Below are 14,388 nucleotides of genomic sequence, written 5' to 3' on the forward strand. Positions count from 1 at the left end.
CAGGCCGGTCGGGAACGATCCGGCAACGGCCCGCGTCCTCGCAGGTGTACCGGTGTCTCCGGCACGGATGACGGGACCGGGTCCCCCTGACCTACGCCTACTCCTTGGGCCGGAGTGATGACCCGGTGCAGTCGTCCTTGGGTAGGAGCCCATCCTTGCTCGAACAGTGCGGTAATAGAGGCAGGGCCCGTACTGTGGGTTCTGTTGGAGTGCTGGAGCTCAGTCCGTCAGAAGGGGGCGCGCGAAGCCCATGAGCGGTGTCATGAAGCGTATGGGGATGATCTTCCGCGCGAAGGCAAACAAGGCCCTTGACCGGGCCGAGGATCCGCGCGAGACCCTCGATTACTCGTACCAGAAGCAGCTCGAACTGCTTCAGAAGGTACGTCGCGGTGTCGCCGACGTGGCGACCTCGCGCAAGCGGCTGGAGCTGCAGCTGAACCAGCTGCAGGGACAGTCGTCCAAGCTGGAGGACCAGGGCCGCAAGGCGCTCGCGCTCGGCCGCGAGGACCTGGCCCGCGAAGCGCTGTCCCGGCGCGCCGCACTCCAGCAGCAGGTCACCGACCTGGAGACGCAGCACACCACGCTGCAGGGCGAGGAGGAGAAGCTCACCCTCGCGGCGCAGCGGCTGCAGGCCAAGGTCGATGCCTTCCGCACCAAGAAGGAGACCATCAAGGCCACCTACACCGCCGCCCAGGCGCAGACCAGGATCGGCGAGGCCTTCTCCGGGATCTCCGAGGAGATGGGCGACGTCGGCCTCGCGATCCAGCGGGCCGAGGACAAGACCCAGCAGATGCAGGCCCGCGCCGGCGCGATCGACGAGCTGCTCGCCTCCGGCGCCCTGGACGACCCGACCGGCACGGCGAAGGACGACATCGCTGCCGAGCTGGACCGGATCTCCGGTGGTACGGATGTGGAGCTGGAGCTCCAGCGCATGAAGGCCGAGCTGGCCGGCGGCTCCACCCAGCAGCAGGCGATCGAGGGCGGCTCGCAGGACGCCGCCCAGCAGCAGTCGTCGCAGTCCCCGCACAGGTTCGACAAGAGTTGAGGCGGCGTCATGATCGTACGGATCATGGGGGAGGGCCAGGTCGCACTGGCCGACAGTCATCTCGCCGAGCTCGACGGGCTCGACGACGAACTGCTCGCCGAGATGGAGAGCGGTGACGGACCGGGTTTCCGGGCCACCCTCCACGCGCTCCTGGCCAGGGTGCGCGAGCTCGGTACAGCGTTGCCGGACGACTCCCTGGAGCCGTCCGAGCTGATCCTCCCGTCGTCCGACGCGACCCTCGAAGAGGTGCGCGCCATGCTCCGTGACAACGGCCTGATCCCCGGCTGACGTCGCCCGCCCCTCTCCAGCACCCGCATGAACCCGTGCCCCGGGTCCGGTCCGCCGGACCCGGGGCACGGCCGTGTCCGGGCCTCTCGCATCCGGTCACGTCCGGCCCATTCGCATCCCGGTCTTCCGCGTCCGGGTTTCGCATGCTGGTCTTTCACGCGGGACCGGCCCGGTTCCCACGCGACACGCCGTAACGTGGCTTGACGTGACCACCCTCGGAACCGGTGTCCTGCGCGTCCGGCACTGGCTGCGCGACCATCCCCTCGCGCTGGACGCCGCCCTGGCCCTGGCCGTGCTGGTGGCGATGATCATCGGGTCGTTCGTCCACCCGCGCCCGGGGGAGGGACCCTCCTTCGGGGCCCGCCGGCCCGAGGTGAGCGGCGTGCTGCTGATGGTGGCCGGCGCCGTGGCGCTCATCTGGCGGCGGCGCAATCCCATGGCGGTGCTCGCGGTCACCGCCGGGCTGACCGTCGTCGAGCTGGTGAAGTCCGACCCGCCCGCGCCCGTGGTCATGGCCACCGTCATCGCGCTGTGCACCGTCGCCGCCCGCACCGACCGGCCCACCACCTGGCGGGTCGGGCTGCTGACGGTGGCCGTGCTGACGGCCGCGGCGATGCTCTTCGGTGCGGCGCCCTGGTACAGCCAGGAGAACTTCGGCATCCTCGCCTGGACCGGCATGGCCTGTGCGGCGGGCGATGCCGTCCGCTCCAGGCGCGCCTTCGTCGACGCGATCAGGGAGCGGGCCGAACGGGCCGAACGCACCCGCGACGAGGAGGCCCGGCGCCGGGTCGCCGAGGAGCGGCTGCGCATCGCCCGGGATCTCCATGACGTCGTCGCCCACCACATCGCCCTGGTCAACGTCCAGGCCGGGGTGGCCGCCCACGTCATGGACAAGCGCCCCGACCAGGCCAAGGAGGCACTCGCCCACGTCCGGGAGGCCAGCCGCTCCGCGCTCGACGAACTGCGGGCCACCGTCGGGCTGCTGCGCCAGTCCGGCGACCCGGAGGCGCCGACCGAACCCGCCCCGGGGCTCGCCGTCCTCGACGAGCTGGTCGAGACCGTCCGCCGGGCCGGGCTCCCCGTCGAGGTCGCCTGCACCGACCGGCGGCCCCCGCTGCCCGCGGCCGTCGACCTGGCCGCGTACCGGGTCATCCAGGAAGCGCTGACCAATGTCCGCAAGCACGCGGGTCCCGGGGCCAGGGCCGAGGTGAGCGTCGTACGGGTCGGGAACACGGCCGAGGTCACCGTGATCGACAACGGCTCCGGCGGGGGTGGCTGCCACGGCGACGGCGACGGCGGCGGGCACGGCCTGCTCGGCATGCGCGAACGCGTCACCGCGCTCGGCGGCACCCTCACCGCCGGGCCCCGCTACGGCGGCGGATTCCGGGTCCATGCGATCCTGCCCGTCGAGGCCCGCACGGCGGAGTCCGGGTGACGGGGCGCGGCGGGCCGGACGGGGGAGAGCGCATGACACCGGGGGAGAGCGGCACGTCGGCGGGCGGAGACCGCATGGCACCACCCATCAAGGTGCTGCTCGTCGACGACCAGGCGCTGCTGCGCAGCGCGTTCCGGGTGCTGGTCGACTCGGAGGCCGACATGGAGGTGGTCGGCGAGGCGGCGGACGGCGCGCAGGCCGTGGAGCTGGCTCGCTCGACCGGCGCCGACGTGGTCCTGATGGACATCCGTATGCCGGGTACGGACGGACTCACCGCGACCCGGATGATCAGCGCCGATCCGGAGCTGTCCGGCGTACGGGTCGTCATGCTCACCACCTTCGAGGTGGACGAGTACGTGGTGCAGTCGCTGCGGGCCGGGGCGTCCGGCTTCCTCGGCAAAGGGGCGGAACCGGAGGAACTGCTCAACGCGATCCGTATCGCGGCGGGCGGCGAGGCGCTGCTCTCGCCCGCCGCGACCAAGGGGCTGATCGCCACCTTCCTCGCCCAGGGCGACAGTTCGCAGGGCGACGGGCCGAGCGCCGCGGAGTACTCCGATCGGCTCACCGCGCTCACCGGCCGCGAGCGCGAAGTGCTCGTCCAGGTCGCGGGCGGCCACTCCAACGACGAGATCGCCGAGCGGCTCGTCGTAAGCCCGCTCACCGTCAAGACCCATGTGAACCGGGCGATGGCGAAGCTGGGCGCCAGGGACCGGGCCCAATTGGTGGTAATTGCCTACGAATCAGGCCTGGTGCGCCCCAGAGTGGAGTGAGGGGTGGAGATTCGGCGTACTCCACCTGCGGTATGCGCGGCATAAGAAAGCAACCCGGGGGCCGACGCTTTCACCCCTGCCGGTGGGCGATCGTATAAGACCGACCGGCACCTGGGGGCGGCGTCGCGGGGTTGGGCACGAGCGTCTGCGGCGTTGTCGTCCATCACCATGACTCCGCCATGGCTCAATCCTCCGCCTTGCAGCTGCACGCACCCGACCCCGCTCCTTCTTCCACCTCCCATATGCCGGTCGGTCCGGGCCGGGTCTGTCCCCCAGCCGCCGGCCCACCTGCCGCGTAAGCCACAGAAGAGAGACCTCACCCATGTCCTGGCTGTCCAGATTCAGCCTCGCGCAACGGGCCCTGATCGGTTTGATCTCGATCGTCGCGCTCGTATTCGGAGCGATCGCGATCCCGCAGCTCAAGCAGCAGCTGCTGCCCACCATCGAACTCCCGATGGTGTCGGTCATCGCCCCCTACCAGGGCGCGTCCCCCGATGTGGTCGAGAAGCAGGTCGTCGAGCCGCTGGAGAACTCGGTCAAGGCCGTCGACGGCGTCACCGGGATCACCTCGACCGCCAGCGAGGGCAGCGCCGTCATCATGGCGTCCTTCGACTTCGGCAGCGAGGGCACCAAGCAGCTCGTCGCCGACATCCAGCAGGCGGTGAACCGCGCCCGCGCCCAGCTTCCCGACGACGTCGACCCGCAGGTCATCGCCGGCTCGACGGACGACATCCCGGCCGTCGTCCTCGCCGTCACCTCCGACAAGGACCAGCAGGCGCTCGCCGACCAGCTGGACCGCACGGTCGTCCCCGCCCTGGAGGACATCAGCGGCGTCGGCCAGGTCACCGTCGACGGGGTGCAGGACCTCCAGGTCTCCGTCACCCCCGACGACAAGAAGCTCGCCGCCGCCGGGCTGAACGCCATGACGCTCTCCCAGGCGCTCCAGGCCGGCGGCGCGACCGTCCCCGCCGGTTCCTTCTCCGAGTCGGGCAAGAGCCGCACCGTCCAGGTCGGCGGCGCCTTCACCTCCCTGAAGCAGATCAAGGATCTGCGGGTCGCCGGTCAGGACCCGGCCACGGGCAAGCCCGGCAAGCCGGTCCGGGTCGGTGACGTCGCCACGGTGAAGCAGGAGCCGTCCACCGCGGTCTCCATCACCCGCACCAACGGCAAGCCGAGCCTCGCCGTGATGGCCACCATGGACAAGGACGGCAGCGCCGTCGCCATCTCGGACGCCGTCAAGGACAAGCTCCCCGACCTCCGCAAGGACCTGGGAGCCGGCGCCGAACTGACCGTCGTCTCCGACCAGGGCCCCGCCGTCTCCAAGGCGATCTCCGGTCTGACCACCGAAGGTGCGCTCGGTCTGCTCTTCGCCGTCATCGTGATCCTGGTCTTCCTCGCCTCGCTGCGTTCGACCCTGGTCACCGCGGTCTCCATCCCGCTCTCCGTGGTCCTCGCGCTGATCGTGCTCTGGACCCGTGACCTCTCGCTCAACATGCTCACGCTGGGCGCGCTGACCATCGCGATCGGCCGCGTCGTCGACGACTCGATCGTGGTCCTTGAGAACATCAAGCGGCACCTCGGCTACGGCGAGGAGCGCCAGTCGGCGATCATCGCCGCGGTGAAGGAAGTGGCCGGCGCGGTCACCTCCTCGACCCTCACCACGGTCGCCGTCTTCCTGCCGATCGGTCTCGTCGGCGGCATGGTCGGCGAGCTCTTCGGCTCCTTCTCCCTGACGGTCACCGCGGCCCTGCTGGCCTCCCTGCTGGTCTCGCTGACCGTCGTCCCCGTCCTGTCCTACTGGTTCCTGCGCGCCCCGAAGGGCGCCACGGAGAACCCGGACGAGGCCCGTCGCAAGGCCGAGGAGAAGGAGGCCCGCAGCCGGCTCCAGCGGCTGTACATCCCGGTACTGCGCTTCGCCACCCGGCGCCGCATCACCAGCATCGTCATCGCGATCGTCGTCTTCATCGGCACCTTCGGCATGGCCCCGCTGCTGAAGACCAACTTCTTCGACCAGGGCGAGCAGGAGGTCCTCTCCATCAAGCAGGAGCTGGCCCCCGGCACCAGCCTGGCGGCCGCCGACGAGGCAGCCGAGAAGGTCGAGAAGGTCCTCACCGACGACAAGGGCGTCAAGGACTACCAGGTCACCGTCGGCTCCTCCGGCTTCATGGCGGCCTTCGGCGGCGGCACCGGCGCCAACCAGGCCTCGTACCAGGTCACCCTGAAGGACTCGGGCGACTTCGACGCCACGCAGAAGCGCATCGACACCGCGCTCGGCAAGCTCGACGGCATCGGTGACACCACCATCTCCGCGGGCGACGGCTTCGGCAGCCAGGACCTCAGCGTCGTGGTCAAGGCCGCCGACGCGGATGTGCTGAGGAAGGCGTCCGAGCAGGTCCGGGCCGAGGTGGCGAAGCTGAAGGACGTCACCGACGTCCAGAGCGACCTCGCGCAGAGCGTCCCGCGGATCTCGGTCAAGGCCAAGCCCAAGGCCGCCGAGGCCGGCTTCAGCCAGGCCACGCTCGGCGCGGCCGTCGCCGGAGCGGTGCGCGGCACCCCGTCCGGCAAGGCGATCATGGACGACACCGAGCGGGACGTCGTCATCAAGTCCGCCCACCCGGCCACCACCATGGCCGAGCTGAAGAACCTGCCCCTCGGCCCGGTGGAGCTCGGACAGATCGCCGACGTCGAGCTGGTCCCCGGCCCGGTCTCCATGACCCGGATCGACGGCCAGCGCGCCGCGACGATCACCGCCAAGCCCACAGGTGACAACACCGGTGCGGTCAGTGCCTCGCTCCAGACGAAGATCAACGCGCTGAAGCTCCCGGACGGCGCCACCGCCACCATCGGCGGTGTCTCCGAGGACCAGAACGACGCGTTCCTGAAGCTCGGCCTGGCCATGCTGGCCGCGATCGCGATCGTCTTCATGCTGCTGGTGGCGACGTTCAAGTCCCTGATCCAGCCGCTGATCCTGCTGGTCTCCATCCCGTTCGCGGCGACCGGCGCGCTCGGCCTGCTCGTGATCACCGGCACCCCGATGGGCGTCCCGGCGATGATCGGCATGCTGATGCTGATCGGCATCGTGGTGACCAACGCGATCGTGCTGATCGACCTGATCAACCAGTACCGGACCCAGGGCATGGGCGTCGTCGAAGCGGTCGTCGAGGGCGGCCGCCACCGTCTCCGCCCGATCCTGATGACCGCACTCGCGACGATCTTCGCACTGCTCCCGATGGCGCTCGGCGTCACCGGCGACGGCGGCTTCATCTCGCAGCCGCTCGCGGTGGTTGTGATCGGCGGCCTGGTCACCTCGACGCTGCTGACACTGCTCCTGGTGCCGACGCTCTACACGATGGTCGAGCTCCGCAAGGAGCGCCGCGCGAAGAAGAAGGCGCTCAAGCGCGCGAAGAAGGCGGGCGCTCCCGCCCAGGCCGATTCCGCCGAGTCGGACGGCACGCGCACGGCGGAGCCGTCGGGCGTGTAGTCGGGCCGGTGGAAGCCGCAATGGCCTGTCCCACGCGGGAGCGTGGGACAGGCCATTTTGCCGGCTCCGCCGTTTCTGCTGGTCCTGCTGTTTTCGCGCCCTGCGTGATGAGGCGACGAAGCCGCTCCGGGCGGAGGCCGGGACGAGGACTCTGCCTCGCCTGCCGCGACATGACGTACTCCTCGATCTGGGCCTCGTTCAGGTCCTCCCGGCAGCGCAGCAGTTCGCGCGAGTGCACCTGGGTCCGGCACAGGCCGGGCAGGTCGCGGCACGGCGCGGTACGGGACTCACGCCGGTGAACGGGCCCGTCCAGGACGGTCGGAGAGGCGATCGATGCGCCGGGTCGAGTGGGGCCGACGTGGTTCCCGCGCAGGCGGGGTGCGCCGTCTCATCGGCTGCCGCAGGCGGTCCCCGCGCAGGCAGGGTGCTCCGCCGCCAGCGGCTTCCTTCAGTGGCGGAGCGGAGTGTTCCGACCGCTCGGAGTGAGGTCGCGACCGGGCCATGTCCGGCGCAACATGAAAAAGCACGCTGTTCTCGCAGACCGAAGGAGAAAGCCCATGCGTACCAACAAGGCGTTCGCGGTTCTCTGTTCAGCTCTGTTCGCAGGCAGCCTTGCATTCGTGCCGGCGGTGCAGGCCTCGGCCGCTCCCAAACCCGCGCAGACGGTAGCTGCAGACGTAATCGTCTTTCCGTACGCGGACGGCTACCGGCATGGCTTCAGGGATGGATTCGGCGATGCGCGGGACGAATGCGTGCGCAGGTCCGGGGCAGGGCTCGTAGCCGAGCAGTCACTGGGCGAACGGTGGGCGCAGGGATACGCCGACGGCTACGACCAGGGCTTCAACCAGGGCTACAACCAGTTCTGCTAGCTGCCTCCACGGGCCGGCCGCGCCTCACGGGGCCGGCCCTCCGGCGCATCGCGACCCCCGCAGCGCTCTGCGGGGGTCGTGTGCGTCAGGCGGGAACTGCCCCTACGGCAGCGCCAGCATCCGCTCCAGCGCGAGCTTGGCGTACTTCTCCGTCTCCGGGTCGACCTCGATCCGGTTGATCAACTTGCCCTCGGCCAGCGACTCCAGCGCCCACACCAGGTGCGGCAGGTCGATCCGGTTCATCGTCGAGCAGAAGCAGACCGTCTTGTCGAGGAAGACGATCTCCTTGTCCTCGGCCGCGAACCGGTTGGCCAGTCGGCGCACCAGGTTCAGTTCGGTGCCGATCGCCCACTTCGAGCCGGCCGGGGCCGCCTCCAGGGCCTTGATGATGTACTCCGTCGAGCCGACGTAGTCCGCCGCCGCCACGACCTCGTGCTTGCACTCGGGGTGCACCAGGACGTTGACGCCCGGTATCCGCTCGCGGACATCGTTGACGGACTCGACCGAGAAGCGGCCGTGCACCGAGCAGTGCCCGCGCCACAGGATCATCTTCGCCCTCCGCAGCTCCTCGGCGGTCAGGCCGCCGTTGGGCTTGTGCGGGTTGTAGAGGACGCAGTCCTCCAGCGACATCCCCATGTCCCGGACCGCGGTGTTCCGGCCCAGGTGCTGGTCGGGCAGGAAGAGGATCTTCTCGCCCTGCTCGAAGGCCCACTCCAGCGCCCGCTTGGCGTTGGAGGAGGTACAGATGGTGCCGCCGTGCCTGCCGGTGAACGCCTTGATGTCGGCGGAGGAGTTCATGTACGAGACGGGCACGACCTGCTCGGCGACCCCGGCCTCGGTCAGCACGTCCCAGCACTCGGCGACCTGCTCGGCGGTGGCCATGTCGGCCATGGAGCAGCCCGCCGCCAGGTCCGGCAGCACGACCTTCTGGTCGTCGGTGGTCAGGATGTCCGCGGACTCGGCCATGAAGTGCACGCCGCAGAAGACGATGTACTCGGCCTCCGGCCGCGCGGCCGCGTCCCGGGCGAGCTTGAACGAGTCGCCCGTGACGTCCGCGAACTGGATGACCTCGTCGCGCTGGTAGTGGTGGCCGAGGACGAACACCTTGTCCCCGAGTTTCTCCTTGGCCGCGCGGGCACGCTCCACCAGGTCCGGGTCGGACGGGGAGGGCAGGTCGCCGGGGCACTCGACGCCGCGCTCGCTCCTCGGGTCGGCCTCACGGCCGAGCAGGAGCAGGGCGAGGGGCGTCGGCTGGACGTCGAGATCCTGGACGGGGTGGGCCGTGGTCACGTCACGCACCCTTTCTTCTCTGCTGAAAGCCTCTGCGAAAGCTTCCGCGAAGCCTTTTCGTCTAATTGACGCTATCTATCATAACCCGTTCACGTCACTTTGACGATGTCCATAGTGTCGATGTGACGCATCCCCCCGGCCGACCGGTGTGCGAGCATGAATGGAACAGGCAAGCGCTCGGCCCGGAATGAATCCGCGGTCCCGACGGTTGCAACGTCGGCAAGCAGTCTCCGTACAACCCGGGAGAGAAGCAGATGTCCGTATCGGACGAGACCACCACCGTGAGCGACGGCATCCTCCTGTCCGACGCCGCCGCAGCCAAGGTCAAGGGCCTGCTGGAGCAGGAAGGCCGTGATGACCTGGCGCTGCGCGTCGCCGTCCAGCCCGGCGGCTGCTCGGGCCTGCGCTACCAGCTCTTCTTCGACGAGCGTTCGCTCGACGGCGACGTCGTGAAGGACTTCGACGGCGTCAAGGTCGTCACCGACCGGATGAGCGCTCCGTACCTGGGTGGCGCCTCCATCGACTTCGTCGACACCATCGAGAAGCAGGGCTTCACGATCGACAACCCCAACGCCACGGGCTCCTGCGCCTGCGGCGACTCCTTCAGCTGAGCCCTGAAGGCAGCTGAGCCCTGAAGGCGGCACGTACGCCTGAGCGCGACGCGGAACGGCACAACGGCGGCGGCCCCGGAATCCGGGACCGCCGCCGTCGTCGTGCCCGAGCCGTACCCGGGGCCCGGCGCTCAGGCGCGGGGCACGTCGCCGCCCGACACCGCGTCGACCACGGTCCGGTCGCCGAGCGGCGTGTCGAGCGTCACCGTCCGGGTCAGCTCCTTGGCGATCATGATGCAGACCTTCTTCCCGGGCTGCTTCGCCTCCGTCACCTTCACGGTCACCCGGCCCGGGCTCTCGGCCGCGCTCGCGGTGTACGTGCTGCACACCCCGCCCCAGAACGTCACCGACAGGGTCCGTCCGTCGGCGCTGTACGACAGCAGCTGCCGCTGGGGCTTCTCCGCGTTCCCCGGGGGCGTCGGAGCCGGTGTGGGGGCGGTCGTCGCCGGCGCGTCCTTCGCCAGGTACGAGGGGGCCACGGCGACCTGCGTCACCGTGGTGCCCAGGCCGCCCGCGGCGGGCCGCACCGAGAAGAGCCAGGACGGTACGAGCGTCTGCTTGCCCGCCACGTACTGCGCCGCAAGGCCGAACACCGCCTTGTCGACCGTCACGGTCGTCGTCGGCCGCTCCGCCCCGGTGCGCGCCCCGCAGTGGGCCTTCGGTGACTCCAGGGCCTCGTCAAGCGGTACGGGGGTGGCGCATCCGCCGATGTCCGCGCGAGCCTCCTTGCGGGACGCCGGCCCGTTCAGCTGCTCCAGCGCCTGGCTCGCGCCGATCACCGGATAGCTGTCGCCCTTCTCCAGGCCCTTCAACTGCCCGCTGCCGCCGACCACTTCACCGTCCGGGCCCACCTGGATCCCGGTCGACCAGCCGTACGTGGGAAGGCCGTCCACCTTCGGGTCGGCGTTCACCACCCGTACCGAGCCCATGAGTTGACCGGAATCGAGCGTGGCGCCGCCCTGCCCCGTCGCCTTCAGGACCGGTGCCGCGGCGGCCCTGGCGGCACTCTCGCTCACCGGAGAGCCGCTGCCGCCCGGAGCCGGGTTCCCGCCCGAACAGACCGCCCCCTTCTGGCAGTTGTCCGTACCGCCGGAGCCGTACCGGGAAAAGCTCCAGGTGCCCGGGGCCTGCTTGTTCACCCGCAGGACCGGGCCGGAGCCGTCTCCTTCGGACCCCACTTTCCAGTATGTGCCCTCGGCCTGTGGTGTGCCCGCCAGCTTCAGCGCCTTCGCCAGCCGGGCCACCTCGGCCGCCGAGACGGTCCCCACCGCGTGCCGCACCGCGGCCGTGCGCGGTCCCTCGGGCAGTTTGCCGGACGCGCGGTAGACCACCCGGCCGCCGCTCGGGTCGGGCTCGCCCGGCGCGATGCCCCGCGAGGGCGCCTCGGACGCCGCCGGGGCGCCCGGGTGCCGGTCCAGGGCCAGCGGGGGAGGGGTGCGCCGCCCGCCGTCGTCCGTGCTGTCGCCTGACCTGCCGTCGCCGTCGGCCGCGGTCGCGGCCCAGTACGCACCACCGCCACCGGCCAGCAGCACGGCTGCCGCCACCGAGGCCACGGCGAGCGGCGAACGCCGCCGGGGGCCGGTCACGTCGTTGTCGGGTCGCTCGGTGCTCACCGGATCGCTCCTTCGCCTGCATGGCCGTACGTGCCGTCGCCCGGCCTGTCGTCCGTCCCCGGACGGGGACAACGGTGGGACGGGGCAGCGGCGCGCACGGTTCCCTCGCGGGGCTCAGGCGCGAACGGTGCGGGTCTCGGCCGCCCCTCAGTCGCCGTAGTCGGACATGGCGTCGATCAGCCGGGCGGAGGCGGCGGGCACGGTGACCCCGTGAATCCGGGACGGCGCGACCCGAACGGGGGCAGACTTCGGGTGGGCCACCCAGTGCGGAGCCATCCGCGCGCAGTCACCGCGCAGCTCGGCCAGGCTCATCTCGGAGTCGCGCGTGGCGATGTGGTTCGACATATCCGCACCGTAGGCACCACCGGCCTCAGGAAGAAAGCCCTACTATCGGGTAGTTTTCCCCCCTTCGTGGTGCTCCGTGGAACCGGTAGCGTGAACTGTCACGCCGCCCCGGGAACACGGTCACCCGTTCCCCCCGATCTCCGCAGGAGCAGTCTCCCCGTGCGAATCGCAGTCACCGGCTCCATCGCCACCGATCACCTCATGACCTTCCCCGGCCGTTTCGCCGACCAGCTGGTCGCGGATCAGCTGCACACGGTCTCGCTCTCCTTCCTGGTCGACAACCTCGACGTGCGCCGGGGCGGAGTCGCCGCCAACATCTGCTTCGGCATGGGCCTGCTGGGCACGGAGCCGATCCTGGTCGGCGCCGCCGGCTCCGACTTCGACGAGTACCGCGCCTGGCTCGACCGCCACGGCGTCGACACCGGTTCGGTCCGGATCTCCGAGGTCCTGCACACGGCCCGCTTCGTCTGCACCACGGATGCCGACCACAACCAGATCGGTTCCTTCTACACCGGTGCGATGAGCGAGGCCCGCCTCATCGAGCTGAAGGCCGTCGGCGACCGGGTCGGCGGCCTCGACCTGGTCTCGATCGGCGCCGACGACCCCGAGGCGATGCTCCGCCACACCGAGGAGTGCCGCTCCCGGGGCATCCCGTTCGCCGCGGACTTCTCGCAGCAGATCGCCCGGATGGACGGCGACGAGATCCGGATCCTCCTGGAGGGCGCCACGTACCTCTTCTCCAACGAGTACGAGAAGGGGCTCATCGAGTCCAAGACCGGCTGGACCGACGAGGAGATCCTGTCCAAGGTCGGCCACCGGGTCACCACCCTCGGCGCCCGCGGCGTCCGCATCGAGCGCGCCGGCCAGGAGCCGATCGAGGTCGGCTGCCCGGAGGAGGAGACCAAGGCCGACCCGACCGGCGTCGGCGACGCCTTCCGGGCCGGTTTCCTCTCCGGCCTCGCCTGGGGCGTCGGCCTGGAGCGCGCGGCCCAGGTCGGCTGCATGCTCGCCACCCTGGTCATCGAGACGGTCGGCACCCAGGAGTACACCCTGCGCCGCGCCCACTTCATGGACCGCTTCACCAAGGCGTACGGCCATGAGGCCGCCGCCGAGGTCCGCACCCACCTCGCGTAGTCAGGACAGCCGGCGGACCACATAGGCCGAGCCGCGGTCCGCCGGCTCCTCGCCCACGTACTCCTGCTCGCGCATCGCGCACCAGGCCGGGATGTCCAGCCGTGCCGCCTCGTCGTCGGAGAGCACGGTCACCGTTCCGCCGACCGGTACGTCCCCGATCACCTTCGCGAGTTCGATCACCGGGATCGGGCACCGCTTCCCGAGCGCGTCGACCACCAGGGACGCGGCCGGGGCTGTCTTCGGGGGCACCGCGACGGGCGCGCCCAGCCTCTCCCGTACCTCCGCCACCACCTGTGGCAGCACGTCCAGGAAACGGTCGACGTCCTCCGAGGCGGTGCCGTTCGGCAGCGACACCCGTACGTTCCCCTCCGACAGCACCCCCATGGCCCTGAGCACATGGCTCGGGGTCAGCGTGCTGCTGGTGCAGGACGAACCGGACGATACGGAGAAACCGGCCCGGTCCAGCTCGTGCAGCAGTGTCTCCCCGTCGACATAGAGACACGAGAAGGTCACCAGATGCGGCAGCCGCCGCACCGGATCGCCGACCACCTCCACATCGGGCACCAGCTCCGGCACTGCGGCCCTGATCCGGTCCACCAGGCCCCGCAGCCGCACGGACTCGGCGGCGGCCTCGGCCCGCACCGCCCGCAGCGACGCCGCCGCGGCGACGATCGCCGGAAGGTTCTCGAACCCCGCCGCCCGCCCCGACTCCCGCTCGTCGGCCGGACTTTGGGCGGCGAACCGCACCCCCTTGCGCACCGCCAGCAGCCCGACGCCGGACGGCCCGCCCCACTTGTGGGCACTGCCCGTCAGCAGCGACCAGCCCGCCGGCACCGGCTCCCGGCCCAGCGACTGCGCGGCGTCCACCAGCAGCGGCACCCCGGCCGCCCGGCATGCCTCCGCGACTGCGGCCACCGGCTGCTCGGTGCCGACCTCGTGATTGGCGGACTGCAGACAGGCCAGCGCGGTGTCCTCGCGCAGCGCCCGCTCGTACGCCGCCGCGCTCACCGCTCCCGAGCGGTCGACCGGGACCTCGGAGACCGTCCCGCCCTGCGCCTCATGGGTGGCGGCCGAATGGAGCACCGACGAATGTTCGACCGAGGAGACGACCAGATGGCGGCCGACACGCCGACGCCCCGCGAGGGCTCCGGAAATTCCGGAGTGAACCGCCAGGGTCCCCGAAGGAGTGAATGTGAGCTCGTCCGGGCGGCACCCGACGGCCTCGGCGGCGGCCTCCCGGGCGGCGTCCAGCAGCAGACGGGCTCTCCGCCCCTCCCGGTAGAGCCTGGCCGGATCGGCCCAGCCCTCGTCCAGCGCGGCAAGCAGCGCCTGGCGTGCGACGGGGTGGAGGGGGGCGGCGGATGCGGTGTCGAAGTAGGGCACGCGGCCACGCTAGCCCGAGGTGGGCGCCGAGCCGGGGACGGGCCTGCCCAGGGGCCAGGAGAGGGGGCGTCAGATGGCGGCCGGAGGCCCGTATTCCACCCCTTCGGGGAGTCGGACGGCGCGT

Annotated in this window: 12 protein-coding genes; 8 read left to right on the plus strand and 4 right to left on the minus strand. The window is 70.8% G+C overall.

The annotated features are described in order from the left end of the window. The first annotated feature begins 262 nt into the window (after window positions 1-262). From ACIRJP_RS03445 to ACIRJP_RS03470, 6 genes are all read left to right on the plus strand, one after another. The gene (locus tag ACIRJP_RS03445; RefSeq protein WP_360918550.1) at window positions 263-1,045 is read left to right on the plus strand and encodes a PspA/IM30 family protein; all 783 of its coding nucleotides are present in this window, start codon (window positions 263-265) and stop codon (window positions 1,043-1,045) included. A 9-nt stretch (window positions 1,046-1,054) separates the two neighbouring features. Next, a complete protein-coding gene (locus ACIRJP_RS03450; protein ID WP_404167719.1) occupies window positions 1,055-1,333 on the plus strand; it encodes a hypothetical protein in 279 nt (92 codons plus the stop codon). Window positions 1,334-1,538: 205 nt separating this feature from the next. Continuing rightward, complete coding sequence (locus ACIRJP_RS03455; RefSeq protein ID WP_404167721.1) at window positions 1,539-2,768, plus strand: sensor histidine kinase; 1,230 nt, start codon at window positions 1,539-1,541, stop codon at window positions 2,766-2,768. A 74-nt stretch (window positions 2,769-2,842) separates the two neighbouring features. After that, complete coding sequence (locus ACIRJP_RS03460; protein WP_404167723.1) at window positions 2,843-3,538, plus strand: response regulator; 696 nt, start codon at window positions 2,843-2,845, stop codon at window positions 3,536-3,538. Between the two features lie 322 nt (window positions 3,539-3,860). Further along, window positions 3,861-7,019, plus strand: coding sequence for an efflux RND transporter permease subunit (locus tag ACIRJP_RS03465; RefSeq protein WP_404167725.1), 3,159 nt, complete (start codon window positions 3,861-3,863; stop codon window positions 7,017-7,019). A 557-nt stretch (window positions 7,020-7,576) separates the two neighbouring features. Beyond that, window positions 7,577-7,888: a hypothetical protein gene (locus tag ACIRJP_RS03470; RefSeq protein ID WP_404167727.1), complete on the plus strand. Its 312-nt coding sequence runs from the start codon at window positions 7,577-7,579 to the stop codon at window positions 7,886-7,888. A 102-nt stretch (window positions 7,889-7,990) separates the two neighbouring features. Here ACIRJP_RS03470 and nadA read toward each other — a convergent pair whose 3' ends face one another. Then, on the minus strand, window positions 7,991-9,187 hold the full coding sequence (gene nadA / locus ACIRJP_RS03475) for a quinolinate synthase NadA (RefSeq protein WP_404167729.1): 1,197 nt from the start codon (window positions 9,185-9,187) through the stop codon (window positions 7,991-7,993). 245 nt (window positions 9,188-9,432) lie between these two features. Between nadA and ACIRJP_RS03480 the strand changes: the two genes are divergently transcribed. Next, a complete protein-coding gene (locus ACIRJP_RS03480; RefSeq protein WP_030933606.1) occupies window positions 9,433-9,789 on the plus strand; it encodes an iron-sulfur cluster assembly accessory protein in 357 nt (118 codons plus the stop codon). A gap of 131 nt (window positions 9,790-9,920) precedes the next feature. On the opposite strand, the gene ACIRJP_RS03485 is transcribed toward ACIRJP_RS03480, so the two are convergent. After that, window positions 9,921-11,402, minus strand: coding sequence for a hypothetical protein (locus ACIRJP_RS03485; RefSeq protein WP_404167731.1), 1,482 nt, complete (start codon window positions 11,400-11,402; stop codon window positions 9,921-9,923). A 147-nt stretch (window positions 11,403-11,549) separates the two neighbouring features. Beyond that, window positions 11,550-11,747: a hypothetical protein gene (locus ACIRJP_RS03490; RefSeq protein WP_351257415.1), complete on the minus strand. Its 198-nt coding sequence runs from the start codon at window positions 11,745-11,747 to the stop codon at window positions 11,550-11,552. Between the two features lie 159 nt (window positions 11,748-11,906). On the opposite strand from ACIRJP_RS03490, the gene ACIRJP_RS03495 reads away from it, so the two are divergent. Then, a complete protein-coding gene (locus ACIRJP_RS03495) occupies window positions 11,907-12,881 on the plus strand; it encodes a carbohydrate kinase family protein (protein WP_404167733.1) in 975 nt (324 codons plus the stop codon). On the opposite strand, the gene ACIRJP_RS03500 is transcribed toward ACIRJP_RS03495, so the two are convergent. Further along, window positions 12,882-14,264, minus strand: coding sequence for a cysteine desulfurase/sulfurtransferase TusA family protein (locus ACIRJP_RS03500; protein ID WP_404167735.1), 1,383 nt, complete (start codon window positions 14,262-14,264; stop codon window positions 12,882-12,884). Window positions 14,265-14,388: the final 124 nt, after the last annotated feature.

The organism is Streptomyces sp. NPDC102437 (assembly GCF_044765565.1).
Taxonomy (GTDB): Bacteria; Actinomycetota; Actinomycetes; order Streptomycetales; family Streptomycetaceae; genus Streptomyces.